Origin of the sequence: Luteimonas suaedae, from assembly GCF_008312895.1 — a bacterium.
GTDB lineage: Bacteria > Pseudomonadota > Gammaproteobacteria > Xanthomonadales > Xanthomonadaceae > Luteimonas > Luteimonas suaedae.
This window is the reverse complement of the sequence record NZ_VSSP01000015.1, coordinates 1-26,154: the sequence shown is the minus strand read 5'-3', so window position 1 is coordinate 26,154 and position 26,154 is coordinate 1. Positions and strand designations below refer to the sequence as shown.

At 70.1% G+C, this 26,154-nt stretch carries 18 protein-coding genes and 1 pseudogene; 4 read left to right on the top strand and 15 right to left on the bottom strand.

Features of this window, described 5'->3' with window-relative positions; genetic code table 11:
- Window positions 1–79: 79 nt before the first annotated feature.
- The 4 genes from FXO19_RS17050 to FXO19_RS17035 all read left to right on the top strand — a co-directional run bounded on the left by FXO19_RS17050 (window position 80) and on the right by FXO19_RS17035 (window position 6,599).
- Window positions 80–604, top strand: coding sequence for an RNA polymerase sigma factor (locus tag FXO19_RS17050; protein ID WP_223115539.1), 525 nt, complete (start codon window positions 80–82; stop codon window positions 602–604).
- Complete coding sequence (locus tag FXO19_RS17045; protein ID WP_149196319.1) at window positions 601–1,662, top strand: FecR family protein; 1,062 nt, start codon at window positions 601–603, stop codon at window positions 1,660–1,662. The genes FXO19_RS17050 and FXO19_RS17045 overlap by 4 nt, the downstream gene beginning before the upstream one ends.
- Before the next feature lie 69 nt (window positions 1,663–1,731).
- Window positions 1,732–4,437, top strand: coding sequence for a TonB-dependent receptor (locus FXO19_RS17040; RefSeq protein WP_187775826.1), 2,706 nt, complete (start codon window positions 1,732–1,734; stop codon window positions 4,435–4,437).
- Between the two features lie 32 nt (window positions 4,438–4,469).
- Window positions 4,470–6,599 carry a S9 family peptidase gene (locus FXO19_RS17035; protein WP_149196317.1) on the top strand — a complete coding sequence of 710 codons (2,130 nt, stop codon included), beginning with the start codon at window positions 4,470–4,472 and terminating at the stop codon, window positions 6,597–6,599.
- A 34-nt stretch (window positions 6,600–6,633) separates the two neighbouring features.
- Here FXO19_RS17035 and FXO19_RS17030 read toward each other — a convergent pair whose 3' ends face one another.
- The 15 genes and pseudogenes from FXO19_RS17030 to FXO19_RS16960 form a co-directional block, all read right to left on the bottom strand.
- The gene (locus tag FXO19_RS17030) at window positions 6,634–6,993 is read right to left on the bottom strand and encodes a DUF2149 domain-containing protein (protein WP_149196316.1); all 360 of its coding nucleotides are present in this window, start codon (window positions 6,991–6,993) and stop codon (window positions 6,634–6,636) included.
- Entirely contained in the window at window positions 6,993–7,484 is a 492-nt protein-coding gene (locus FXO19_RS17025; protein WP_149196315.1) for a MotA/TolQ/ExbB proton channel family protein, read from the bottom strand. The genes FXO19_RS17030 and FXO19_RS17025 overlap by 1 nt, the downstream gene beginning before the upstream one ends.
- Window positions 7,481–11,395, bottom strand: a complete 3,915-nt coding sequence (cobN, locus tag FXO19_RS17020; protein WP_223115538.1) for a cobaltochelatase subunit CobN — start codon at window positions 11,393–11,395, stop codon at window positions 7,481–7,483. Before cobN ends, FXO19_RS17025 begins: the two co-directional genes overlap by 4 nt.
- 10 nt (window positions 11,396–11,405) lie before the next feature.
- Window positions 11,406–12,110 carry a TonB-dependent receptor domain-containing protein gene (locus FXO19_RS19660; RefSeq protein ID WP_255516481.1) on the bottom strand — a complete coding sequence of 235 codons (705 nt, stop codon included), beginning with the start codon at window positions 12,108–12,110 and terminating at the stop codon, window positions 11,406–11,408.
- Window positions 12,111–12,196: 86 nt separating this feature from the next.
- A pseudogene (locus tag FXO19_RS17010) lies at window positions 12,197–13,192 on the bottom strand (TonB-dependent receptor plug domain-containing protein); the annotation flags it as partial.
- A 455-nt stretch (window positions 13,193–13,647) separates the two neighbouring features.
- Window positions 13,648–15,036, bottom strand: coding sequence for a CehA/McbA family metallohydrolase domain-containing protein (locus tag FXO19_RS17005; RefSeq protein WP_149196311.1), 1,389 nt, complete (start codon window positions 15,034–15,036; stop codon window positions 13,648–13,650).
- Window positions 15,037–15,150: 114 nt separating this feature from the next.
- Window positions 15,151–18,189 (bottom strand): TonB-dependent receptor, encoded by a 3,039-nt coding sequence (locus tag FXO19_RS17000; protein ID WP_149196310.1) that lies wholly within the window; start codon window positions 18,187–18,189, stop codon window positions 15,151–15,153.
- A gap of 199 nt (window positions 18,190–18,388) precedes the next feature.
- On the bottom strand, window positions 18,389–19,441 hold the full coding sequence (locus FXO19_RS16995) for a FecR family protein (protein WP_149196309.1): 1,053 nt from the start codon (window positions 19,439–19,441) through the stop codon (window positions 18,389–18,391).
- Entirely contained in the window at window positions 19,438–19,929 is a 492-nt protein-coding gene (locus FXO19_RS16990; protein ID WP_149196308.1) for an RNA polymerase sigma factor, read from the bottom strand. Before FXO19_RS16990 ends, FXO19_RS16995 begins: the two co-directional genes overlap by 4 nt.
- A 125-nt stretch (window positions 19,930–20,054) precedes the next feature.
- The gene (locus FXO19_RS16985; protein WP_149196307.1) at window positions 20,055–20,486 is read right to left on the bottom strand and encodes a GNAT family N-acetyltransferase; all 432 of its coding nucleotides are present in this window, start codon (window positions 20,484–20,486) and stop codon (window positions 20,055–20,057) included.
- 148 nt (window positions 20,487–20,634) lie between these two features.
- Complete coding sequence (locus tag FXO19_RS16980) at window positions 20,635–20,949, bottom strand: hypothetical protein (RefSeq protein ID WP_149196306.1); 315 nt, start codon at window positions 20,947–20,949, stop codon at window positions 20,635–20,637.
- Window positions 20,950–21,177: 228 nt separating this feature from the next.
- Window positions 21,178–22,719 carry a serine hydrolase domain-containing protein gene (locus FXO19_RS16975; RefSeq protein ID WP_223115537.1) on the bottom strand — a complete coding sequence of 514 codons (1,542 nt, stop codon included), beginning with the start codon at window positions 22,717–22,719 and terminating at the stop codon, window positions 21,178–21,180.
- A gap of 39 nt (window positions 22,720–22,758) precedes the next feature.
- Window positions 22,759–24,282: a M56 family metallopeptidase gene (locus FXO19_RS16970; RefSeq protein WP_149196305.1), complete on the bottom strand. Its 1,524-nt coding sequence runs from the start codon at window positions 24,280–24,282 to the stop codon at window positions 22,759–22,761.
- Entirely contained in the window at window positions 24,279–24,674 is a 396-nt protein-coding gene (locus FXO19_RS16965) for a BlaI/MecI/CopY family transcriptional regulator (RefSeq protein ID WP_149196304.1), read from the bottom strand. Before FXO19_RS16965 ends, FXO19_RS16970 begins: the two co-directional genes overlap by 4 nt.
- 278 nt (window positions 24,675–24,952) lie before the next feature.
- A partial coding sequence (locus FXO19_RS16960; protein ID WP_149196303.1) for an amidase family protein occupies window positions 24,953–26,154 on the bottom strand: 1,202 nt, incomplete at its 5' end.

Here is a 26,154-nt window from a genome sequence, read left to right as displayed (position 1 = left end):
CCTGCCGGCCGCCGGGTCGTGGCGCCCCGGATGCATACTTTCGCCGCTAGTGCGTCTTGTACGGTACCGACCCTCTTTCGTGGATGAGCAACGGGTGCGTCCGGAGCCGGAAAACGAACTCTCGCGGCTGAGCCGGCACTACCGGCCGGCGCTGATGGCCTATTTCCTGCGCCGGGCAGCCAGCCATGCCGAGGCCGAGGACCTGACCCAGGAGGTGTTCGTGCGGCTGGCGACGATCGACCTGGGGCAGCTGAAATCCCGCGACGGCTACGTCTTCCACGTCGCCGCCAACCTGCTGCGCGACCGCGGGCGCCGCAACAAGGTGCGCGCGGACCACCGCGCGCGGGTCAGCCTGGAGGACGAGGCCGGGATCGACACGCTCGATCCGGCGCGCTTCTCGGCCGACCGCGAATCGCTGGCGCTGGTGGAACGGGGATTGCGTGAACTGCCCGAGCGGACCCGCACCATCTTCGTGCTCTACCGGCTCGAGAACGTCGACAAGCGCGCGATCGCCGAGGCCTTCGGCATTTCCGGCAGCGCGGTCGACAAGCACCTGTTCCGCGCGATGGCGCACCTGATGGACCGGCTGGGGAAGGACGCATGAAGACGCCGCACCCGGTCCACGACGATCCGGCGGCGCGGCGCGCGATCGCCTGGCAGCTGCGCATGGCGGAACGTCCGCTAACGACGGAGGAACGGCAGCGCCTGGCGCAGTGGCTGGACGCCGACCCGGCCAACCGCGCCGCCTTCGGCCGCGCCGGGGACGCCTGGGCCACCGTCGGCGAGGCCGGCCTGTCCCCGGGGCTGCTGGCGATGCGCGGCGCGGCGCTGGCCGGATTCCGGCGCGCCCAGCGGCGACGCTGGGCCTGGCGGGTGCCGGTGCCCGGCGCGATCGCGGCGGCGCTCGCGGCGACATTGCTGCTGGCGCTGCTCGCCGGCGGCCTCGGCCGCTGGCCGGAGACCTACGACACCCGCGCCGGCGAGCGCCGCCAAGTGGTGCTGCGCGACGGCTCCGAACTCTCGCTCGATGCCGACACCCGCGTCCGCGTGTCGTGGTCGCGCGACCGGCGCGCGCTGCGCCTGCTCCGCGGCCGCGCCAAGTTCGAGGTCGCCAAGGACCCGGAGCGCGCGTTCACCGTCACTGCCGCCACCAAGACCGTGGTCGCGACCGGCACCGCCTTCAGCGTCGAGCTGCTGCAGCGCGATGTGCGGGTGATCCTGTACGAGGGGCGGGTCGCGGTGTTCGACGCGCCGGCGCGCGGCGCGCCCCCGGAGCCGGTGCGCCTGGACCCGGAAACGCCGGCGCCGGACCGGACGCTGCTGTTGCCGGGCCGCGAGCTGATCGCCGCCATCGACGCGCCCGCGGCCAGGATCGCCGATGCCGATCCGCAGCGCTCGCTGGCGTGGGAAGCCGGGCAGCTGGTGTTCGTCGACGAGCCGCTGGCCTCGGCGGTCGAGCGTGTCAATCGCCATACCGACGACGCGCTCGCCGTCGGCGACGCGGCGGCCGCGGCCGTGCGCATCGACGGCGTGTTCACCGCGCGCGACACCGACGCCTTCGTCGAGGCGGTGACCGAGGTGTTCCCGGTGACGGTGCGCCAGCGGGACGGGCGACGCACCTTCTTCGCCCTCCGCGATGCGGATCCACCGCCTTCCAGGTGAAAGACACGCGCACTGGTGCGTCTTGACCTGCACAGGTCATCCATCCGCATGACCGGGAGGGGAAATCCCATGTCGTTCAGCCCGTCATCCAGCCCGTCGTCCGGCGCGGGTCGTCGCATCGTCCGCAAGCGTTGCACGGTCGCCATCCTGCTGGCGCTGGCCGCGCCGCACCTGGCCGCGGCGCAGCAGCGCGAGCCGCCGCAAGCCTCCGCCGGCCGGGCCGTGTACGCGTTCGACATTCCGGAACAGGAGCTGGGCGCGGCGCTGCGCGCGTTCGCCGACGCCGCGCGCGAGCAGGTGGTGTTCGACGGCGCCGTGGTCCGCGGCAGGACCAGCGCGGCGTTGTCCGGGCGCCACGATCCCGACGCCGCGGTGCGCCTGCTGCTGCGCGGCACCGGGCTGTCGGCCCGCAGGAGCGCGGCCGGCGTGCTGCTGATCGAGGATCCGGCGGCGCAACCGCCGCCGCCGGCCGACGACGACCTGTCCACCCTCGAGGACGTGGTGGTCACCGGCACGCGCCTGCGCGGGGTGAACGTGGCGGCGCCGGTCATCCACCTGGATCGCGAGGACTTCCGGAACGCCGGGCAGAATTCGCTGGAGGAAGTGTTCGAGCACCTGCCGCAGAACTTCGCCGAGGTCACGCCCGACGGCCGCTTCGCCAACGAAGGCGGCTCGCAGCTGCGCGGGCTGAACAATTCGCGCGCGGTGGCGGTCGACCTGCGCGGGCTCGGCGCGCAGTCCACCCTCACCCTGGTCAACGGCACCCGCCGCGCCGGCAGCATCGGCGGGCGCGTGTTCGACGTCTCCACGGTGCCGCTGTCGGTGATCGAGGGCGTCGAAGTGGTCACCGGCGGGCGCTCGGCGGTGTACGGCGCCGACGCCGTCGCCGGCGTGGTCAACCTCATCACCCGGCGCGACTTCAGCGGCGCCGAGACCCGGCTCGGCTTCGGCGCCGCCGACGCGGGCGGCGAACGGCTGCAGTTCAGCCAGATCGCCGGCATCGACCGCGAGCGCGGCGGGTTCGTGGTCGCCTACGACTACGGCCGCGACCGGGCACTGGACCTGGCCGATGCCGGGCTGCTCTCGCTGCACAACAATCCCGAGATCGACATGACCCAGCTGAGCCTGAACGCCCAGGCCGACACCTGGCGCCACTCCGGCTTCGCCTCGGGCCGGTTCTCGCTCACCGACGCGGTGGAGCTGTACGCCGACGCCCTGTACACCCGCAAGAAATTCGAGGATCGTGCGCTGCGCTATTTCCTCGGCGCCGACGAGGACAGCTACACCGACGCCCGCAACGTCAACGACAGCTACAGCGCCTCGGCCGGGGCCCGGATCGGGCTCGGCGACGACTGGCTGCTGGACGTGTCCGCCGGCACCAGCGTGGCCGAGAACGCCAACGACACCGAGCTGTTCATCGACCTGGGCGGCTTCGCCTTCGAGGACGCCTCGCGCAGCGACAGCCGCTCCACGCTGTCCAGCTTCACCGCGGTGGCCGACGGCCCGCTGGGCGCATTCGGCGGCATCGTGCCGCGCGCCGCGTTCGGCGTGGAGCATCGCCGCGACGGCTACGCGCGCACCGTCGACGGCGAGACCGGCTTCGACGGCGACCGCCGCGTGAACTCGGCGTTCGCCGAGGTGGTGCTGCCGATCGTCCGCGACGGCGACCGCCCCGGCCTGCGGCAGCTGGAAATGTCGCTGGCCGGCCGCTACGACGAGTACGACGATTTCGGCGGCACCTTCAACCCGCAGGCGGGCATCACCTGGGCGCCGAGCGCCAATTTCACCCTGCGCGGCGCCTATTCCACCGCGTTCCGGGCGCCGGCGCTGGTCGAGCTGCAGCCATCGACGGAGGCATTCCTGGAGCTGGTGTCCGATCCCGCGCGCCCCGGCGCCAGCGTGCCGGTGCTGTTCACCCAGGGCACCGGCGCGACGCTGCAGCCGGAGGAGGCCGAGACCTGGAGCCTCGGCTTCGACTACCTGCCGCCGTTCGCGTGCTGGCTGAAGACCTCGGTCTCGTACTTCGAGGTGAAGTACGACGGCAGGATCGAGCAGCCCAGCGTCAACGCCGATCGCGAGCTGGTGCTCGAGCGCGCCGACCGCTATCCCGGCCTGATCGTCTTCGCGCCCGGCGCCGACCTGGCCGCGGCCGCGCTGGCGCTGGACGAGGACGGCTTCATCAGCAATGAAACCGGCACCGCGTTCGACCCGGCGACGCAGGACATCCTCGAGGTGTTCCCGGACCTGGTGCTGTTCGACAACCGGCTCGGCAACGTCGCCGTCGAGACGATGCGTGCGCTCGACCTGGGCCTGGACGGCGCGTTCGATACCGGCATCGGCGAGCTGAGCCTCGAGCTCAACCTGACCTATACGCTCGACCACACCCGCCGCGTCACCGCGCGTAGCCCGGCCTTCGACCTGTTGAACGAGGTCGGCAAGCCCGCCGACACCCGCGCCCGCGCCCGACTCGGCTGGATGCGCGGCGCCTACGGCGCCAGCCTGTACGCCAATTACGTCGGCGACTACCGCAACCCGTTCTCCACGCCGCCCTCGCGCATGGGTTCCTGGACGACCGTGGACCTGTCGCTGCGCTACGACGGCAGCGCCTACGGCGACGGCGCGCTTGCCGGCGTCAGCGCCACGCTCAGCGTCAAGAACCTGCTGGACCGCGACCCGCCGCGGTTCGGCGACAGCCTGATGGGCGTGCTGTACGACGCCGCCAACGCCAGCCCGTTCGGCCGCTACGTCTCGCTGCAGCTGGCCCGGCAGTGGTAGCCGGATCCGCCCACCCGGCAGCGCGACCCGCGATGCGCCGATTCCTGCGCACGGCGATGCCGGCGGCCTGCCTGGTCCTGGTCGCCACCTGCCTGCTGGCGATGCCGGCGCCGCATGCCGCGGCCAGCGAGCGGGCAGCGGGCTTCGCGGTCGACGACTATTTCCGCCTGCGGCGGGTCACCGAGCTGGCCCTGTCCGCCGACGGCGAGTGGCTGGTGTACGCGCTGGACGGGGCCGCGCCGGAGCAGGCGCGGGACGCCGCCAGGGTCCATCTGCACGCGCTGCAGACCGATATCGCCACCACGCCCAAGGCGCTGGCCGACGGCCGCGATTTCGCCTGGATCGCGGGCACCGGCGAGCTCGCGTTCCTCGCCGACGGCGCGGACGGCAGCCAGGTCCACGCCTTCGATCCGGCCACCACCCGGACGCGGCCGCTGACCCGGGCGGCGGCGCCGATCGAGCGCTTCAGCGTATCCGCCGACGGCGCCCGCCTGGCCTATCTGACCCGGGCGCGACCCGATCCGGCACCGTCGCTGTACGAGCGGTTCCGCAACGACGACGCCGGCATCGTGGTCGACAGCGAGGCGCTGAGCGCGCACGACTTCGTCAATCCGCACTGGGACATCACGGCCGACGCGCCGGCGCCGCGGCTGTGGCTGATGGAGCGCGAGGGCGGCGCCGTCGCGGTCGAGGTGCCCGGCGAGGTCGTCGGCGGCCTGTCCTGGTCGCCCGACGGACGCCGGCTCTCGGTGGTCTACATCGCCGACGCCGCGGCGCAGCCGCGCGGCGGCCGCACCAGCGTCGGCGTCGTCGATGCTGCCTCGGGCCGTTTCGAGGCGGTGGCCGAGGCGACCGCGCCGGCGCGTGACGCACTGGGGATGCGCTACGAGGGCGGCGAATGGTCGCCCGGCGGCAGGCTGCTGCTGCGCCGCATCCGCGAACGCGACCCGTGGGTCAGCGATTCGTTCCCGGACTGGGCGCTGGTGGATCCGGCGCCGCTGCCGCCGACGCAGCGCTGGCACCCGGGCGAGTTCTATCCCTCCGGCCTGCGCGTCACCGTCGCCTCGGAACGCGAACTGCTGGTGGAGAGCACGTTCGCCGGGGTGCGCTCGCTGTTCGCGGTCGATCCCGACGGCCGGCGGCCCGCCGATGCCGTCGCCGGCCTCGACGGCAGCAGTGAGCTGTTCCGCTTCTCCGCCGATCGCTCCATCGTCGCGTTCGTCAACCAGAGCCTGACCCGTCCGCCGGAGATCCACGTCCGCACCGCCGCCGGCGTCCGGCGGCTGACCGCCTTCAACGCCGCCGTCGCCGCGCGCGTGCGATTCGGCGCGCGCGAGGTGCGCTGGCGCGGCAGCGACGGGGTCGAGATCGCGGGCTGGCTGCTGGAGCCGCCGCACGACGACCGCGGGCGCGCGCCCTGGCCGCTGGTGACGCATGTGCACGGCGGCCCGTCGTTTCCGTTTCCCGACGCCTTCGCCGCCTACTTCGCCTACTGGCCGCACCCGCTGGAGGCGCTCGCCGAGCGCGGCATCGCGGTGTTCGTGCCCAACTACGGCGGCAGCCACAGCTACGGCATGGACGTCGCCGCGCGCGGCGGCGACCTGCCGCTGCGGGACATCGCGACCGGCGTGCAGGCGCTGGTCGATGCCGGCGTCGCGGATCCGGCGCGGCTCGGCATTTCCGGCCACAGCCACGGCGCCTATCTCGGGCCGCTGCTGATGGGACGCGAGCGCATCTTCCGCGCGGCCTCGTTCGCCGAGGGCGCCGCCAGCAGCGTGGTGATGTACGAGCTGATGAACGAATACGCCAACCGCGAGATCCACGACGCGATCCTGGGCGCGAGCTTGTACGAGGCGCCGCAGCGCTACCTGCGCGACTCCCCCAACCTGCACTTCGCCGGCGCCGCGACCGCCAGCCTGTTCGAGGGCGGCGCCTACGGCACCGCGCTCTTCATGCTCGGCTTTCCCAAGGCCGCGCGGCGCGCCGGCATGCCCGCCGAATTCGTCATCTATCCGCAGACGGGCCACAACCTGGCCGCACCGCAGCTGCAGCGCGAATCGGCCGAACGCAATCTCGACTGGTTCGACTTCTGGTTGAACGGTCGCGAGGATCCGTCGCCGGACAAGGTCGCGCGGTACGCGCGCTGGCGCGCGCTGCGGTAATTGCGCGCGCGCCACCGCTCACGCGGACGCTTCGCTATTGCGCGGCGCCGTCGGCGGAGGCTGCACCGCCGCCCGCGTCGCCGGCCGGCGCTTCCGGCACGTACACCATGCGGCCGTCGGCGAGGCGGTAGGCGACGCCGGCCTTGACGCCCTCGCCCTCGCCGATCTCGCCGCTGGATTCGTACTCGCGCAGCTCCTCGCCGTCCTTGACCAGCATCCGCATGTCGGCCTGGCCCGGGTTCTCCACCACCACCACGGTCTTGTCGGAGAACGGGTTCAGCGGATTGCTGACGATGATGATCATCAGCACCGCGATCACCACCAGGAACAGGTCGACGAGGTTGACCACCGACAGGATCGGATCGTCGTGCTCGTCAGTCTCGAGAAAGCGCATCAGGCCGCCGCTCCACCCTGTAGCGCCTGCGCGCGCTCGATCGCCACCAGCTCCTGCAGCAGCCAGCGTCGGCGCACGGTCAGGACCAGGAACGCGATCGAGGCGCTGATCAGGGCCAGGATCACCGAGGAGAACGCGACCACCAGGTTCTCGCCGACGCTGGCGGCATCGTTGCGGGTCAGCGCCAGCAGCGCCGGGCCCATCGGGATCATGGTGGCGACCAGGCCCAGCATCGGCGCGCTGCGCGCGGTGATGCGCAGCCATTCGAGCCGGTGCATGACCCAGAGCTCCATCTCCGCGGAACTGGCGCCGGTGGCAGCGTGATGTGCGGCCAGTGGCGAGCGGTAGCCGCGGTCGCGACGCTGCCAGGCCTCGACCAGAAAGCCGCCGAGGGCGAAGAAGGTGTAGACCAGCGCCAGCACGACCAGCACCAGCACCGGGATCAGGAACACGTGCGCGATCTGGTACAGGGCGGATTCGAAACCGTTCATGGGTGACTCCAGGACTGTGAGGGGATGCGGGCCTGGCGCCAGCCGCCGAGGCCGATGCAGGCGAGCAGCAGCAGGCCGCCGAGCCAGGCCTGCCAGGGCGGTTCGGGCGCCGCCGCGCGTTCGACCTCCTGCATCACCTGGCCGCGCACGGGCGCGGCCTCGGCGGCCGCGGGTCGGGATTCGGATTCGGGCATCGCGGTATCGGCCGATGCGGGCGGCGTTGCGGCCGCCTCGGACTGCACCGGCGCCCCCGCCTCCAGACCGAAACCGGACGCGACCTGCTCGATGAACTCGCGGGTCGCCTGCGCACCGGCATCGGCGCCGTGCTCGGCGGTCAGCGCCTGCCAGCGCTGCGCCAGCTCGCGCCGGGTCTGCGCGTCGGCGTCCCAGTAGCCCTTGCGCACCGCCTCCAGCATCCGCTCGACCAGCTGCGCCTGTGCGGTCGGGTTGTGGCGCTCGAACCAGGCGTCGACACCGAGTCCGCGCGCGTCGCGCACGTAGGTGTCGTGCAGCGCCTGCCACTGGTCGGCGCGCACGGTGCCGGGCGCGGTGGCCTGCCAGCCGAACAGGTTGTTGGCGACGTCGAGCACCTGCAGGGTGCCGGCGTAGCCTTCCTGCTGCATTGCGCCGATCCACTGCGGGTTGAGGTAGCGGCTGCGCAGTTCAGTGGCGAGGAACTCGGCGGCGGTGGTGGTGCGCGGCGCCCCCGTACGCAGGTCGCTGAGGTACAGCGCCGGGCTGCTGCCGTCGATGTGGCGCATGGCCATCGACAGTCCGCCCATGTACTCGAACACGTGGTCGGTGTTGAGCACGCCGTAGACGTTGGACGAGCGCGGCAGCACCACGCCGTCGGTGCCGGCGAGCTGGTCGGCCAGCAGGTTGCCGAGCGCGCCGCCGCCGGTGCCCCAGTCGTCGCCGCCGTAGCCGTACTGCAGCCGCGCCAGGAACTGCTCGGCCAGCGGCGCTTCGGTCTCCCAGGCGGTCGAATCGAGCACGGCATCGGCGAGGTCGGTGCCGTAGTCGCCGGGCGCGTTGCCGAACAGGCGCAGCCGGGAGAGCGTGGCGGCACGCTCGGCATCGACGCCGCGTTCCGCCAGCGACGCCGCGATCCTGCGGCTGTTGGCGGCGATCGTGTTGCCGGGCTCGTCCAGCACCGACAGCTGCTGCAGGGCAGTATCGAGCTTGCGCATGAAGCCGTCGAACTGGTCGCGGTAGCTGCCGGTCACCTGCACCACCACGTCGATCCGCGGGCGTCCGAGCTCGGCGCGTGGGACGACCTCGATGCGCTCGACCTCGCCGCCCCGGCCCCAGACCGGCCGCAGGCCGGCCGCGTGCAGCACCTGCGCCTCGACCACGCCGAGATGGCGTACGGTCTCGACCGACCACATCACGAAGGTCAGCTTGTTCGGCGCAGCCCCGCCGTGCGCCTGGCGATGGGCTGTGAGCAGCTGCTCGAAGGCCTCCCCGCCCGCCTGCCAGGCGGCGTGGGTGGGGATCTTGTCCGGCTCGAACGGATACAGGTTGCGGCCGCTGGGCACCTCCGGGTTGCGCACCGGATCGCCGCCTTCACCCGGCGGCACGAAGCCGCCGCGCAGTCCGGCCAGCAATGCCTCGATCTCGCCGGTCTCGGCCAGGCGGCGGTCGCTGGCGATGGCGCGCTCGACCAGCGCGCGCAACGCCGGATCGTCGATGTCCCGCGGCGATTCGCCCGCGCGCAGGTAGCGCTGCAGGAACCGGTACGGTGCGCTCGCCTGCAGCTGCGCGAAGTCCTCGGCGAACACTTCCTGCGGATCGAGCCCCAGTGCCGCGTAGTAGTCGTCGCCGAGCTGCTGCATCACCGTCGACAGCCGGTGCTCGGGCGCCGCCGGCACGCCGAACACGTGCAGGCCGAGCGGGACCACGCTGCGCGCGAGCTGGTGCAGGTGGTCGTGCAGGGCGGCGAAGAAGCCGTCGAAATCGGCGGCGATCGCAGCCTCGCTCCAGCCGATGTCGGCATGCATGTCGGCGGCGATCGCGCTGTCGCGGACGCGCCGCATCGCCGTCTCGCGCACCGGCCCCTCGTCCACCATCTGGTACTCGTGCACCAGGTGGTGCAGGTCGCGCAGTTCGTCGTACAGGCCGGCCGGCGCGAACGCCGGGGTCTGGTGGCTGATCGTCACCGCGCGGCCGCGGCGCTTGGCCTGCATCGCCTCGCCGATGTTGTCCTGGATGTAGGGATAGAACACCGGCAGGTCGGCGATCGCGAGGCTGGGCCAGTCGTGCGCCCACAGGCCGCGGTCCTTGCCCGGCAGCCATTCCTGGGTGCCATGGGTGCCGAAGTGGATCAGCGCGTGCGGATCGTGCCGCAGGCGCAGCCACAGGTAGGCGGCCAGGTACGCGTGCGCGGGGGGGACCGCGCCGTCGTGGGTAGCGACGCCGTACTCGGTGGCGCGCGGCGGCTGCGGCAGCACCACCAGTTCGCCGAGCTGCCAGCGCGGGATCGCGAACGCGGGCGCGCCATCTGCCGTAACCACCGCCGGGCTGTCGGCCGGATCGCCCCAATGCTCGCGCAGGGCCTCGCGCTGGCGCGGCGGCAGCGTCCGCAGCCAGCGTTCGTACTCGGCCAGCGGCAGGGTGGCGGCGAGGTCGCGTTCGAGCAGATCGGGCAGGGTCTCGGGGCGGTACCAGCCGGCCAACAGCGCCTGGCCGGCGTCGATCACCGCCTGTTCGGTGGCCGCGGTCACCGGATAGCCGGCCTCGGCGAGCGCCGCGGTCACCCGCTCCAGGCTCCGCGGCAGGTTGAGCTGCGAGGCCGACAGGTTGCGCTCGCCGTGCGGGTAGTTCCAGAACATCAGCGCCAGGCGCTTGTCGGCGGCGGCGGTGTCGTGCAGCCGCGCCAATGCGGCGAGCTTGTCGGCCAGCAGCTCGACCTGTTCCGGGATCGGCACCGGCTCGCCGTCCTCGACCGCGGCCAGCACCACCGGATCGCTCATGCCCCAGCCTTCGGGCACCGCCAGCAGCGTCGCCATCGCCGCGGGACTCAAGCCGCTGGCCGCGCTGCGCCATTCGTCGACGCTGACGCCGCGCGCGGTCGAGGCGATCAGCGCCGGCACGTCGAGCGCGGCGAAATCGCGCCTGCGCTGCTCGCCGTTGCCGAGGTGGGTCAGGTTGACCAAGGCGACAATGCCGGCATCGCGCAGTCCATCCATCAGTCCGTCCGGATCGTCGCGCTCGAACCAAAGCGGGATCGGCAGCAACCCGCGTGCCTCGCCGGCGGCGATCAGCGCGTCGATGTCCCTGAGCTGCATCGACGACAGCGCATGGCTGGAGATCACCAGCGCCACGCGCGCACCGTCGCCGTGGCCGCGCGCGCGCTGCCAGTCGAGATAGGCGTCGAGCTCGGCGAACGGTTGCGCAGCCTGCGGGTGATAGTAGCCGGACGCCGGCATCGCCTGCGGCGGCGGCACCGCATCGCTGGCCTCGCCGCGATGCCAGCGGCCGAGCCAGTCGAGCATGTGGCGAAAGTTGCGCTCGCCGCCCTCGCGGTAGTACCCGGCCAGCCGCTGCGCCTGCCCCGGTTGCAGCCCGGCGGAGGCGGGCGGCCCACCGCCCACCGCGATCCACGGCAGGCCGTGCTCGGCCAGGGCGGTCGCCATCCGTGCGTGCACGCGCTCGGCGTGGCTGGCCACCGGCGCGTCGAGGATCACCAGGCCCGCGCCGGCGAGCCATTCGCTCGGCCCGCCCGGCGGCGGCCGGTCGATCGACAGGTGCTCGACGCGCACGCCGTGTGCGCGGCCCCAGCGATCGAGCTTGCGCGTCTTGCCCGGCAGGGTGAAATCGGTCGCCACCACCACGACACGCAACGGTTCGGCCGCGGGCGCCGGCAGCGCCCACGCCGACAGGACCGCGAGCACCAGCAGCCATCGCGACATACGCGTCATCTCAGAAGCTCAGGTCGAAGCCGACGTAGTAGTTGCGGCCCATCTGCGGGTACGGGTATTCCAGGTCGATGCTGTCCTGGCGGGCGTCGGTGATGTTGTCGACGCCGCCGCGCAGGCTCAGCGCGGTGCTGATCCGGTAGCGCAGGTCGAATGCGTACAGGGTGTCCGCCGGAACCTCGATCGCCGGTCCGCGGCTCGGGTACTCGAGCTGACTGCCGATGTACTCGGCGCGCAGGCGGCCGGTGAACGCGTCAACCGGCGTCCATGCCAGCGTCGCCGCGCCGCTGTGGTGCGGGCGCATCTCCAGCTTGCGGTCGGCATCCTCGTCGCGCGCATCGAGATAGCTGTAGTTGGCCTCCAGCGCCAGCGTCGCGGTCAGGTCGACCGCGCCGGCCAACTCGATCCCGGCCAGGTGCGCGCGGTCGACGTTGCGGTAGGTCCTGACGTCCATCACCCCGGGCTGGCCGCAGCGCTCGATGCAGACGATCTCGATCAGGTCGCGCAGGCGGTTCTCGAATGCGGTCGCCTGCGCGTGCCAGCCGTCGCCGCGAACCTGCGCGGACAGCTCGTAGGTGGTGCTCACCTCCGGGCGCAATTCGGGATTGCCGTACAGCTCAAGCAGCCCGGCGATGGTGGTGTAGTACTCGGGCGAGAGCTGCTTGAGCGTCGGCGCCTTGAAGCCGCGGCCGGCACCGCCCTTGAACACCCAGTCACCGCGTTCGTGCACCAGTAGGCGCGCGGGCTGTGCTGGCCACCGAAGCGGCGGTGGCGGTCGTAGCGGTCGCCGAGTACCAAGTCCCAGCCGTCGGCCAGTGCGATCTCGTCCTGCAGGAACACCGCGCGGTGGACCGCCTCGTCCTGGCCGGCGTCGTTGACCAGGGTGTCGGTGAGTGATTCGCGGCGCCACTCGCCGCCGGCGGTGACGCGGTGCCTGCCGCCGAACCACTTGGAGACGTGGCCATCGACGATCTCGTCGCGCAGGTGCTGCGGACCGGTGGGCGTGCCGGGCGCGCGGTGGTTGATCTTGTCGATGCTGGCGCGGCTGGCGCGCAGTCCGCTCTCGCCCCAGCCCCAGCGGCCGCGATGCGACAGCGCCCACTGGTCGCGGTCGACCTCGTCGCGCGAGGCGTAGATGTAGGGGTTGGCGCCGCTCTGCAGGCCGTGGCGCACGCGCTCCTCGCGGCCGCCGAGCCAGCGCAGGTCGACGCGGTGGAACGCGTTGGGGGTCCAGCTCAGGGTGGCGCTGCCGCTGTCGGCGTCACGGCCCTCGCGGCGGCTGGTACCGGGTTCGAGTGGATTCGGCGTCTCGTCGGTGCGGCTGCGTTCGGCGAACACGCTCAGGCCCAGCGTATCGGCGACCAGCGGCCCGCCGGCGTACACGCCGAACTGCCGACGGGCACCGCCGGCGGCATCGGGTTCGCCGGCATTGGCGCTCAGGCTGCCGATCCAGGCGTCGGTGGCGCTGCGGCTGATCACGTTGACCACGCCGCCCAGCGCTTCCGAGCCGTACAGCGAGGACATCGGCCCGCGCACGATCTCGACCCGCTCGATCGCCGCGGCCGGCATCCAGCCGAGGTCGTAGTCGCTGTGCGCGATCGCGCCGATCGAGCTGTTGACGCGCATGCCGTCGAGCAGGGTCATGGTGTAGCTGGGATCCATCCCGCGCACGCTGACCCCGCGCCGGTCCAGGCCGATGCCGGTCAGGGCGATGCCCGGCTCGCCGCGCAGGGCGTCGGCAAGGTCGTACACCGGTCGGGCGGCCAGCTCCTCGCGGGTGATCACCGACATCGAGGCCGGCGCGGTGTCCAGGGTGCGCTCGCTGGCGGTGGCGGTGACGACCACGGCGTCGAGGTCGGTGGCCGTTGCCGCGGTCTCGGCCGAGGCGTTGCCCGCGAAGGCGGCCAGGCAGGCGATGAATATTGGGGAGCAGGCGGGGGCGGAGCGAAGAACAGGCGCGCGGGGCATGGCAAACGAGTCGGAAGGCGAAGCCACACGATGTTATAACATTACTGAAACAGCGCAAGCCCACTTCGGCATCGGACAGACATACCGGACAGCGTCCATCCTCTGCCCCCCTTTAGGAGGGGCTTCAGCCCCGACCTACCGAAGATCGCGGCAGACAACAGAAGCGCGTGGTATCGGCCGGGAAGCGGCATGCGTGTATCTGCCCGCGTTCGGTGCGGTTCCCGGGGTCGGGGCTGAAGCCCCTCCTACAGGGACGACGGGAGGCGACATCGATCGCGCTAGGGCGCGACCTCGACGAAGACGGGATTGGAGTAGAACCACAGGTCCTGCCAGGGATCCTCTCCGGGAACGTCCGCCAGGGGCGCCGCTTCCGCCGTGTTCGTGCCGCGTGCGCGCACGAAGCCGCCGTTCCGGGGCACCGGCAGCTCCCAGGACAACGAGCGCCACCGACCCTCGCGCTTCCAGTCGTCTGGCCCGAAACGCCTGACTTCCATCCGTGGTTCGCCGTGGTCGCCGCCGCTCCCCACGATCAGTTCGATGTGGTCCAGCGTCGGACGCTGGCCGTTGAAGTTCGGCCGAGCGGGCTGGCGGACCTTCAGCGCCACCCGCATCGTGGCTGCCGCCGGCATGACCAATGTACCGCCCATGGCGGCGGCCCCGCCCGGCTCGCCGGCTGCCTGCACCGTCAGCTCCAGGGCATCGATCAGGTCGCCGGTCACCGCGAACATCCTCCCCGCGCGCATGCCGTCGAGGATATCCCCGGCCTCGTGCCGGGCCCAGACGTAGGTCCTGCTGTACTGCCCGGGATCGAAGTCGCGACCGCCGTCGCGCAGGTTCACGTGCGAGTCCGAGGTCGCGGTGATCCAGAACCGCCGGCCCTCCGCCAGCATCGCGTCCCACACGCCGCCGACCTGGGCGGTCATCTGGTCGAAGCCGCCGAAGGTGGGCGCGGCGGCGTTCCGATAGAGCCCGCGCTGGACAGAGGCGGCCTGGTGCCCGGGGGCACCCTCCATGCCGACCAGCACCCGTGGCGCGGCATCGTGCCAGGCGCGCAGTTCCGCCGGCTCGACCGCGCCCCAGCGGCCGATGCCGGTGGCGGACCGCGACGGATGGTTGATGAGCACCAGCGGCGGCGCCGGCAGCGTCCGCATGTGCGCCAGGGCGTCGAGCATCAGCTGTCCGTCGTCGCGACTGCCCGGCTCCAGCGGCTCGGCACGGCCGTACTCACGTTCGATCGCGACCAGCTGGTCGCGCTCCTCCGGCCCCGGCGCGATGATCAGCGAGGCGTGCTCGCCACCCGGCACGTCGAACTCCATGCCGTTGAACTGGATCAATGCCGGCACCGCCCGCCTGGCCTGCTGCAGGGCGGGCCAGGCATGGTCGCGCGTCACCGCGGAGTGCCCGGGACCGCCGTGGTCGGTGTGCACCATCCAGGTCAGGCCGTGGGCCAATGCCTGCTGCGCGTTGCGCGTCCGGGTGTAAGGCGAATCACCGCCGCGGATCGGCGTGGGCGGGGACGTCGACCGGTCCCAATCCACGCTCCACTCGCTGTGGACATGGTGATCGCCCGCCTGCCAGCGGCGCCCTTCGTCCGGATCGGCGGCCTGTGCCGCCAGCGGCAGCCAGGCGATGAGCGCCGCGACCGGCAGGCGTGGCGGGATACGCATCGGGATCTTCCTTCTTCGTGTAGAGCGACGGTGCCTGCTGCAGGCGCAGGCGCGCCCGCGAGTCCGGCCGTGGCGCCAGGTGGACCGCCACGGCCGGGACAACGATGGCCAGCGTCAGAAATCGGCCCGGATGCCGAGGCTGATGCGCCGGCCCGAGCGCTCGTACATGGTCGGGAACGACGGATCCATGGTGTAGCCGCCGGTTGTCTCATCCGTCATGTTGATGCCCTTCAGGGTCAGCTTGATGCGGTCGGTCAACCGGTAGCCGATGGACATGTCGAGCTGGCCGTAGGCGTCGCGCCAGATCGGGTACATGTTGTAGCCGATGGACTCGACGTACTCGTCCTTGTGGTTGTAGGACAGGCGTGCATCGAAGCGGTCATTGTCGTAGTACAGGGTGAAGTTGAAGGTATTCTCGGCCAGGCCGGGCATCGGCGTGCTGATGCCCAGGTCCGACTCGCCGGCCAGCGAACTGTCGAGCCTGGTGTAGTTGGCGTTGATGCCGAAGCCTTCGAGCGCGCCGTGCAGCATGGACAGCGGCAACTGGGCGATCAGCTCGATGCCGTCGACCTCGTAGGACCCGTCGGCGTTCACCGGCTGGTACACGTCGAAGTCGTAGTGGCCGTTGAGCGTGCCGTTGGCGTTGTACACCGCCACGTCCTCGACCACCCCGGTCAGCGAGTTGACGACGACGCCCTCGATCTTCTTGCGGAAGTACGACGCCGCCAGCAGGCCGCCGTTCTCGAGGTACTTCTCCAGGCCGATTTCCCATTGCCGGGCGGTGGTCGGCAGCAGGTCCGGGTTGCCGTCGGTGAAGCGGAACGAATTCCAGCTGGCGGTGCGCTTGTAGGCGATGTCGGTCAGCTGCGGGCGGATCAGGGTTTCCGACGCGGCCGCACGCAGCAGCAGGCCGTCGGACAGCTCGGCGGTCATGTTCAGGCTGGGCAGGATGTCGTCGTAGCCGCCTTTCCTGGACACCGGCGAATCCGTATAGCCGGTGGTGCCGTCCGCGTTCTGCACCGGGTGGTAGCCGAAGGACAGCACCGCGGTGTCGGCATAGCGCGCGCCGGCGTTCACAGCCAGCGGCAAGCTCCCCAGGTCGAAAGCGAAATCGGCCATCGCGTAGAGGCTGGTCACCTCCTCGTCCACGCGGTAATACTGGCCCTCGTCGAACGGGGTGGCGAAGCCGGGATAGCGGAAGGCGCCGCGGGCGTATTCGTTGGAAACCTGCCGCCAGTCGAGGTCCTTCACGCCGTAGGCGCCGCCGGGGACGATGTCGCTGACCCATTGCAGCGGGCTGTCGGCCAGGGTGCGGGTGTCGACCCACGAGGTGTCGCCGGCGGCCGGCCCGGTGATCTTGAGCTCGCCGTAGTGGCGCTCCTTCGACTTGTCGGTATAGCGCGCGCCGAACTGCACGTTGCGCAGCGCCGGCAGGAAGGCGAGGTCGAGCGCCTTGCTGAAATCGAGCTGCGCGGCGTACTTGTCGTCGGTCACCTGTTCCAGCGTGGTCTCGTAGGCCTCGAACAGGTACGCCTGCGGCGCGTCGTACATGTCGATGGTGTCGGGATTGTCGCTGGGGATGGTCTCGCCGCTGTTGCCGGTCCAGCGCGTGCGCGAGGGCGCATAGGCCACGTGCTTGAGGTTGGCGTAGTCGAGCGTCTTCTCCGCGCCCGAGTAGCCGAGCATCGCGTCGATGCCCCAGCTGTCGCCCTTCCAGTCCATGGCCACGCTGTACTGGCTGTAGTCGGTCCGGTTGATGCGCTCCTTGCTCAAGAACTCGTGCTGGGTGGCGGTGTAGGACACGTCGCGCAGCACGACCATGCCGTGTTCGGACAGGGTGGTGGCGTCGTATTCGTGGATGGTCTCGAGCGTGCTGCGGCTGGAGGCGGAGTAGGCGGCGGCGTCGTACTCGTCCTCGGTGGTGTCGTAGCCGCCGATCATCGCGTCGAAGGTGAGGCTGAAGCGGTTGCTCGGCTTGTACTGGACCGACGCGGTGGCGCCCCACTTGTCCTGGTCATCGAGGTAGACGCGGTCGCCGACCTTGTCCTGGAAGATGATGCGGCCGGTCTCGTCGCGGTCGGTGCGATCGCGCACGACGATGCCGGCATCGCGTTCGAGGACCTCGGCGGCCTGGCTTCCGCGCGGATCCGACGCCTCCAGGAAGCGGAACATCGGCCGGAAGTTGATGCCGGAGGTGGAATCGGTGCGGTTGGTCCGCTCCGCCTTGGAGAAGGAGACCAGCGCGCCCCAGTCGCCCCAGGTATCGCTGGCCAGGAACGACAGCTTGGGGTCGGTTTCCTCCGAGATCGAGTTGTAGGCGCCTTCCGCCGAGGCAACCAGCTTGCGGCCGTCGTAGTCGAACGGGCGCGCGGTGGAGATCAGCACCGAACCGGCGATGCCGCCCTCTTCGTCCGCGGCGGTGGGCGATTTCTGCACCGTCACCTGCTGGATGATCTCGGAGGCGAAGATGTCGAACTCCACGTCGCGTCCGCCGCTGCCCGAGGCCGTCGCCAGGTTGTTGATGGAGACGTGGGTGAACTCGGACGGCAGGCCGCGCACGTTGACCCGGGTGCCCAGGCCCTTGTTGCGTTCGATCGTCACGCCGGGCATGCGTTGCAGGGCTTCGGAGAGGTTCTGCTCCGGAAAGTCGGCGACGTCGGTGGCGACGATGGAATCGGAGAACCCGATGTTCGACCGCTTGATGTCGACGGCCTGTTCGAGGCTGCGGCTGTAGCTGGCGACCACCTGGACGCTTTCCAGTTCCTGCACCGGCGCCAGCGCCTGCGGCGCCGCGGCGGCGTCCGGCGCGGCGCCCGGGGCCGCCGGGGCCGGGGCCGAAGCCGGGGCGCCCGCGGCCTCGATGGTCACGGTGGTCGCATTGAGATAGCGATGGCGCAATCCCGTGCCGGCCAGCAGTCGCTTCAGGCCTTCGTCGGGCGGCAGGCCCGCGGGGATGGCGCGAGTCTCGGGATTCCCGGCCGCCTGCGCGCCATAGACGAACTGCAGACCGGTCTGCCGCGACAGCGCGTTGAGTGCGCGGTCCAGGGGTTGCGACGGAATGGCCTCGGTCGCGACGCCGGCCTCCTGTGCGGTCGCGGTGGTGGTTGCGGCTTGCAAAGCCAGGGCGATCGAGAGGAACAGGATTCGGCGCATCGTGGATTCCAGTGGGGGGATATCGGGCATCGCGACGCGGGTTCGGTCGCGCATGCCTGGACTACGAGGGTCCGGAGCGGAGATCGGGCACCGCTTTTCGATGAAATTTTTTTGACAGCGCCGGCGGCGGCGTGGCTTTCATCGACGGCGGCGGCGATGCACGCAGCACCGCAACGAAGCACGACCGGGGCAATTCGCCTTATCTGCGCTGTACGTCGTCGGGCTCGGGGCGCCGCGTGCCGACATGGATCCGGCCTGCGGCCAGCGTCGTCCTGAGCGTGGGCTGCCCGTCGAGGAAGGCGCGCAGCGAGTCCAGGTCGTCGCCACTCAGGTTGCCGGTCAGGCGCAGTTCGCCGGCGGCCGCGTCCTCCACGTGCAGGTGGACGCGATTGAGGCGGTTGAACGCATCGGCCACGTCGCGCAGCGGCAGGTCGCGGAACACGACACGTCGCGTCCACCAGGCCGTCATCGTCTCGACATCCTCGTGGCTCACGCTGACGGCCTGGTCGCGATAGTCGACGCGGGCGCTCTGGCCGGCACGCAGGTCCGCCAGGAGCCGGCCTTCGCCGGCGGCGGCGACGATCCGCACCCGGCCTTCGGCCACGCCGATCCGCGCCTGCTCGCGCTGCAGCGAAACGTCGAACGTGGTGCCGATGTCCCGTACCTGCAGGCGCGCCGCGTGGACCGCGAAGGGACGACGGTCGTCGGCCACCACGAAGCTCGCCTGCCCGCGTGCCAGTTCGATGCGACGGTGCAGCAGGCTGAAGCGCATGGACAATGCGCTCTCGGCATTCAGGTGCACCACGGTGCCGTCCGGAAGTTCGAAACTGCGCGGCGCACCGTGCGGCGCCGCGTAGTGCGCGGACTGCGGCCACGCGAAGTGCATGCCGATGCCCAGCGCGAGCAGCGCGACCGCTGCGGCCGCGAAGCGCGGCAGGCGCATTCGCCGCCGAGGCGCCGCCGTCGGCGGCGGGCGCCGGACGGGCAGCGCGACCACGTTGCCGGGTGCCGCCTGCGGTGCTTCGTCGTCGATCAGCGCCTCCAGGTCGATCGGCATCGCGCGCAGGACGTCGCCCAGCTCGCCCGCCACCCGGGCGATGGCCAGGTATTCGCGCAGGTGCTCCGGCGAGGCCAGCAGCCAGTCCATGAAGCGCGCCTGCTGCGCAGCGCCCAGTCCGCCCTGGCGTTGCAGCGCATGCCAGTGCACCGCCTCCTGCGTGATGCGTGCCGGATGGTCCCCGGGTTCGGTCATCGCGCCTCCGCGGGAGCGGCCAGCGCGCGCCGGCAGACGGAGAGTCCACGCACCACGTGCTTCTTGACCATGTGCGGCGAGACGCCCAGCCGCTCGGCGATCTGCTTGTAGCTCAGGCCGTCGCGGTACTGCATCACCAGCACCGCGCGGGTAGGCCCGGGCAGGCTGTTCAACAGTGCCTGCAGGCGCTTTGCCCTCTGTGCGCGTTCGGCGGCGTCCTCGACGCTTTCCTCGCTGGCGAGCAGCGCCGTGAGCGTCTCGAGGTCGTCGATCGGGAGCGGCGATCGCTGGCGGCGCGCCGCCTGTTCGCGCGCGAGGTTCAGCGCGACCGTGAAGAGATACGCCTCCGGATTGGCGATCGCCCCGCCCTGGCGATCATGCGCCCGCAGCAGGCGCAGGTAGGTTTCCTGCACCAGGTCCTCCGCCTCGTCGTTCGCGCCGCGGCGCACGAAGAATCCGCGCAGCACCGGTCCCTGTTCGGCGAACATGCGTGCCAATCCCCGCTTCGCCTGTTCGGCCAACGTGCCATCCCGCCCCTGGAGTGCGCGGCAAGGTAAAGGCGCTTCATGACGCCGTGGTGACCGCGTGGCGCTCTTCGGCGGACGGACGGGCCTCAGGCCGGATCTGTGTAGCCATCGGCGGCCGCCTGGCCGGGGTTCTCGAAGATAGCCATCGCCGTACGCATTCTCCTGAAGCCGAAGGCCGCGTAGAACGGCTCCTTTCCCGGCACCGCGTACAGAAGGATCTTGCGATGCCCGCGCGAGCGGTCGACCAGCCGCTGGATCACCTGCTTCCCGAGCCCGCGGCCCTGGTGGGCCGGGTGCACCGCGATGTCGCACAGGTAGGAGTAATCGACGCCGTCTGCGACGGCGCGGCCCGCGGCGACGACCGCTCCATTCTCGTACGCGAAGCACTTGAACATGCTGTTGGAGAAGGCCTTCTCCAGCCACGTCGGGCTCTTGTTGCCGAGCGGAGCGAGGCGGTACATCTCCGACAGCTCCACCCAGTCCACGAGATCGGCCGAGTCACGCCATTCGATCGCCATGGTTTTTTCCTGTGTTATCCGGACCCAGGCCGAACCGGAAGAAGGGCCGGCAAGACCGTGTTGTCAGCGCTCAACGTCGTAGGCGGCCAGATGTTGCTCCAGAGTGCCAGTATGCGAACAGCTCGAAGCCGTGGAAGCTTACACGGCGCTACGGAAGCGTGAACTTGCGCGTGTTACGTAGCGGCCAGATCGAGGTGAATCTTGCGCCGCCGACCAGGCGGTAGGCGGCGGAAACGCCCTGCACCACACCCAATCTTTCCAAGACATCTCTCGCCCGTCGAAAAGAGTGGCGGGGATCGGACGTCAGCATGAACAGGTTGATCTCCTTCGGGCTGACGTCATGGCCCTCGAGCTCGACGGCGTCGCCAAGCGCGTCCTTCAACTCGCTCTCGAGCGTCGCGAGGAACGCTTCATCTGCCAAGGACTTGCGCCAGAACTTGATGACGAGCTGGTAATCCATCATCCGATTGTATCCCCGACACCGGTTCAAGCCGCACCGCGATACGGGTCCTGCTTGAATGCCTGCCCAAGGCTGATCCAGCCCGCCCTATCGTAGGAGCGCGCCATGCGCCCGATGCCGCGGGCGCGTCATAGCCGATGAATGCCGGTCACTGATGTACTTTCCGGCTCGCGACGGGACCGAAAATAGCGGGACCGTAGATGTCGCCGGCATCGCGCGCATGGCGCGCTCCTACGGCGAATCTCGGCGGTAGTAGGCGCGCGAGCTGCCCTGCTCCACGCTCAGCGCCCGCACCTGGCCGTGCGCGTCGCGGTGGAATTCGTACTGGGTGGTGGTCGCGGCGAAGCGGGTGGGGGACAGTGGCTGCAAAGTCCGCGGTTCGTCCTCGTCCGGCAGCCGGATGCGCATCGCGCCGTCGGCGATCGTCACTTCGACCGTGTCGGCGTCGAAGGAATCGGCCAGGCCGCTGCGATGGTCCATCGGTGCCGCGGGGTCGAGCCGGTAGACGCCGACGTAATCGGCATAGATGGGCGCATCCAGATCCAGGTCGACGGTGCGCACCAGTGGGTTCACGCCCAGCCCGATCGCATCGGAGAGCGCGTTGCGGATCTCGCGGTGCAGGGCGTAGCCGTTGGCGCCGTTGGTCAGGATCACGAAGCCGTCGCCCGTTTCCAGGTAACCCTCGATCCACGCGTGATAGCTGTCGTTGGCGCCGCCGTGGTGGAAGATCCGGGTGGCGCCGGCGCCTTCCAGCTGCGGGCCCAACCCGTGCGGGCTCGGCGCGACCTCGGTCATCATCTGCCGCGCGAGCGATTGCGGCAGCAGCCCGTCCGCGCCGCGGTAGCTCCGGATCAACGCGCCGACGAAGGCGCCCAGTTCGTTGGCGCTGGTCCACAGGCCGGAGGCGGCCTGCTCGGGAAACGCCTGCCAGCCGCGCGGCAGGGCGATGGGCGCGCCATCGCGGTCGTGCGCCCGGGCGATGTTGCCGCGCTCCGCCGGCAACGGACTGAGGAAGGTGCTGCGATGCATGCCCAGCGGATCGAATACCTGCGCGCGCGCGACCGCCTCCAGCGGCTGGCCGGCGACGTCCTCGATCACCCGCTGCTGGACCATCGTGCCACCGCCCGAGTAGTCCACCTTCAGGCCCGGCGCGTGCTGCAGGCGAATGGGATCGTTCTTCGCCGGCGGCGTGCCGTCCAGGATCTCCGGCAAGGCCGGCAACGGCTCGCCCGGCAGGAAGTCCTTGAAGCCGTGCACCGTCAGCCCGGCGGTGTGCGACATCAACATGCGCAGCGTGACCGGCGCGTTGGCGACGCCCGGCAACGGCGCGACCTGCCACGCGCGCAGGTAGCCGTTGACGTCGCGATCCAGGTCGAGCCTGCCGTCGGCGACCAGCCGCAGCGACGTGGCCGCGGTGGCGATCTTGCTGATCGAGCCGACCGAGAACAGGGTGTCGGCGTCGATGGCCTCCTGCGTGCCGGCTTGGCGCACGCCGAACCCCATCGCCTGCACCACCTGGCCGTCCTTCAGCACGGCGATGGCTACGCCCGGCACGCGATGGTGCGCCATGCGTGCCTGTAGCGACCATTGCGGCAAGGGCTCACCGATCTTCAGCAGGTTCGGGCGCAGGCCGTGCGCCAGTGCGGATTGCAGCCCGGCCGGCGCAGGCTCGCGTTCGCGGTCCTGCGCCTGCACGCCGGCCGCGGCAAGGAGGGCGCAGGCCGCCATCAGCGCCGGGAGGATCCCGGCACCGCGCATCGCGTTCGTTTTCAAGGTGAGCTCCCTCTGGTAGCCGTTGCGGCCGGTCGACGATCAGCCGTTGCCCGCTACCGCGCCACGGGCGATCAGGTAATCGCGTACCTTGCGGTCGCGCGCCTGGTTCAGCGGCGAGCGCCACTGGCCGAAATCTGCGCGCACGCCGAGGTTGACGTCGGCACCGTATGCGACCAAAGACCTGACGCTCTGCAGGTGCCCGCCGCGCGCGGCGTTGATCAGCGCGGTCTCGTCGCCCGGGACGATGGCATCGACGCTCGCCCCAAAGCTCAGCAGCAGCGCGACGGCTTCCTGGTGTCCGGCCATCGCCGCCATGATCAGCGGATTGCCGTCGCCGCGCGCCGGACGGTCCACGTCCGCGCCCTTACGCAGCAGCAAGGTCATCATGGGCAGGTCACCCGCCTTCGCGGCGGCGATCAGCGCGGTGCCGTCGCCGGGCACCACGGCATCGATGTCCACGCCGCGTCGCAGCAACGCCTGCACGTCGTCGAGGCGGCCATCGCCGGCCGCTTCCACCAGCAGCCGGGCATCGGCCGTGTGCAGGGATTCCGGTACGTCGTTCGTCGTGCCCATCCGCGGCGTGGCCGCGAGCGTCAGCGTCACGCTCGACGCCAGCATCAGCCCGAACAGCAGCAGTGCGGGCTTGCCCCGTGGCGAAACATGCTTGTCCATTTCCAGGAGTCCTTCTATGCGTTGGTGCAGGCCCGCGCGGCCGGCGAAGATGCCGCTGGCCAGCACGGGAGGATTGGGAAGCAGGAGCGCCTGCTCGGCGCTGCGCAGGAGCGAATTCGCGTAGTGCCGGCCCTCGCCGCCGCGCCCGGCGGCGAACGCGTCGCAGGCCATCTCGCGTGCCAGGTCGAGCCGCGATGCGATCAGCCGCAGGAACGGATTCCACCAGTAGACAGCGGTGAGCAGGTGTTGGACCAGCGACCACCACATATCGCCGCGCAATACGTGCGCGATCTCGTGGCGCAGCACGTCGCGCAGCGCGGCCTCGGACAGTTCGGCCACCAGCGCCCGCGGCACCAGGAGGCAGGGGTATGCCAGGCCGACCACCATCGGGCTGCGGATGCCGGCGGACACCCGGACCATCGCATTGGCGGGCAGTTCGCCGCGAACCAGACGCTCCAGATAGGGCGAGCTGCGCGACGTATCGCGCAGCCGCCGCGCCCGGTACCAGCCGGTGCACAGGCGTCCGATGCCCCAGAGCGTGCCGAGCGCCCACGCCAGCAGCGCAACCGGCTGCAAGGCTGCCAGCATCGCGCGAGTGGGTAATGCCTCGCCCGCCACGACGGGTGCCTCGGCGGCTGCGTGGGCTGCCGACGCACTGGTCGCCATCGACGCGTTCGTCACCGCGCTCGCTGTCGACGCGTCGCCCGGCAACAACACCGCCAAAGGCGACACCGCCGCCAGTAGGAAGACGCAAAGCCACATCCACGAACGCGCCTGTGTGCTCGGCCGCTGCAGCCGAAAGACCAGCAACGCCAGCAGCAGGAGCACCGCACTCTGCCAGAGGTGCTGCACGCCGATAGCAACGACGACATCCAACCAGCGATCGCTCATTTCCGCTTCCTCGGCTTGGGCGCGGCGTCCACCTGGTCCTGCAGGGCCTGCAGTTCGGCCAAGTCAAGGTCGTGCTCCTCGATCAGGTGCTGCGCCAGCACGTCGGGCGAACCGCCGAAGAACTGCCGAAGCACATTGTCCAGCGCCTGCCGGCGCGCCTCGCCGCGGCTGATCGCCGCACTGTAGATGAAGGCGCGGCCCTCGGTGCGGTAGCTCACCAGCCCCTTGCGCTCGAGCACCTTGAACATCGTCAGCACCGTGGTGTACGCCACCGGCTTCTTCTTCGACAGTTCCTCGGCCACCTCGCGCACCGAGGCCTCCTTGCGGGCCCAGAGCACCTCCAGGATCGCGCGCTCGGAATTGGTCAGCGTGGGCGAGGCCGGGCGGGCCATCGGCGGCTCCTTACTAATTCATTAGTTGATGAGCGGCACGCTAGCGGGTCTGACTGGGCCTGTCAACTAAAAAATTAGTTGAATGTCGCCGCTCGCCGAAGCGGGGACCAACCTGTTCGCATAGCTGTCCGGCATGGGTGGCCTGGTTTGGTGGGCACGGGGGCTTTCGGCAGCAGATCGTGACGCTGAAAGGCCTTTGTTACCTGGCCCACAGGAGAAACCTCGCCGCCGCCATTAAAGACCGCTTTCGGCCAGATGTAGACGCTCGGCCGTGGGTATTAAGCCCCGAAACCAGGCGGCGCCCGAAAACCGCCAAGCTCTTGTGCGATGAGTCGGGCTACTTCAATCGTGGTCCGATCACCATATTCCGGACCGATGATCTGCAGACCAATTGGAAGCCCATCGCTTGACAGCCCGCTGGGAAAAGCGGTGCTCGGCAAATATGCGACAGTCGCAAGACCTACCCAAAAATAATGCTCGTAGTGCGAAGTCCGTGCCGTGTCGACGGCGAGAACTCTCTCAAGCTTGGGCCGATGATCATGTTCGTAGGCCATTGTTGCGGAGATCGGGCATATCACCACATCCCAATCGCTAAAGAAGGCGCGCCACCGTAGTCGGTAGTTGGTACGCGCTTCATCGTGATCGGACCAGCTTCGATGATCCAGTACGCGGGCACGCGTAAGTACCGCTAACGGCGACTCATCGTTCGCATCGAACTCTGCAGCTGCCCTCTGGGTAACGGAATAGTATTCATCGGGAAGGTTAACAAGTCCTGCCGATCCCAACAGGTTCAGATATGTGTTGTGCGATTCCCTTGGAGAGATGTCTGGGCGCGCTAGATCCGAGACTACCGCGCCAGCCCGAGCAAGAGCTTTTCCGACTTCCTGCACGCGATCTGATATCTCGGCAGAGGTGGGAACGAAATCCTCCTTAGGCCAAATCGCAACGCGCAAATCTCGTAAAGTGCGCGCCTTCGGCTGTGGAAGCACCAGTCTCCAGCCCGATGACCGGAACCGGTCAGGGCCCGCCACGACGTCTAGCGCCAGTTCCAAATCTTCTGCACTACGCCCCATTGGCCCGACGACATTCAGATCCGGCGCAGATACGACGCCAAGAGGATTGTGGCCAAGCGTTGGGACGATTCCATAAGTAGACTTGTGGCCATACACACCACAGAAGTGAGACGGATTTCGGATCGACCCACCGATATCGGAGGCGAATTCCAAGCCGGTCAAGCCGGCCGCTAACGCGGCGGCCGATCCGCCAGAAGACCCGCCCGGCGACCTCTCCGTATCCCAAGGGTTGTTGGTTGTTCCGTAGATGTCGTTGTAGCTCTGCCAGTCCCCGAGTCGCAGCGGGACGTTCGTTTTCCCCAAGAAATGGGCGCCGGCTGCCTTCAGGTGCTCGACAACCGTTGCGTCGTTCCGACGTCCCCCCGCTTTTGAGTAGCACGGCGATTTGGAGTCCAATCCCCAACGAG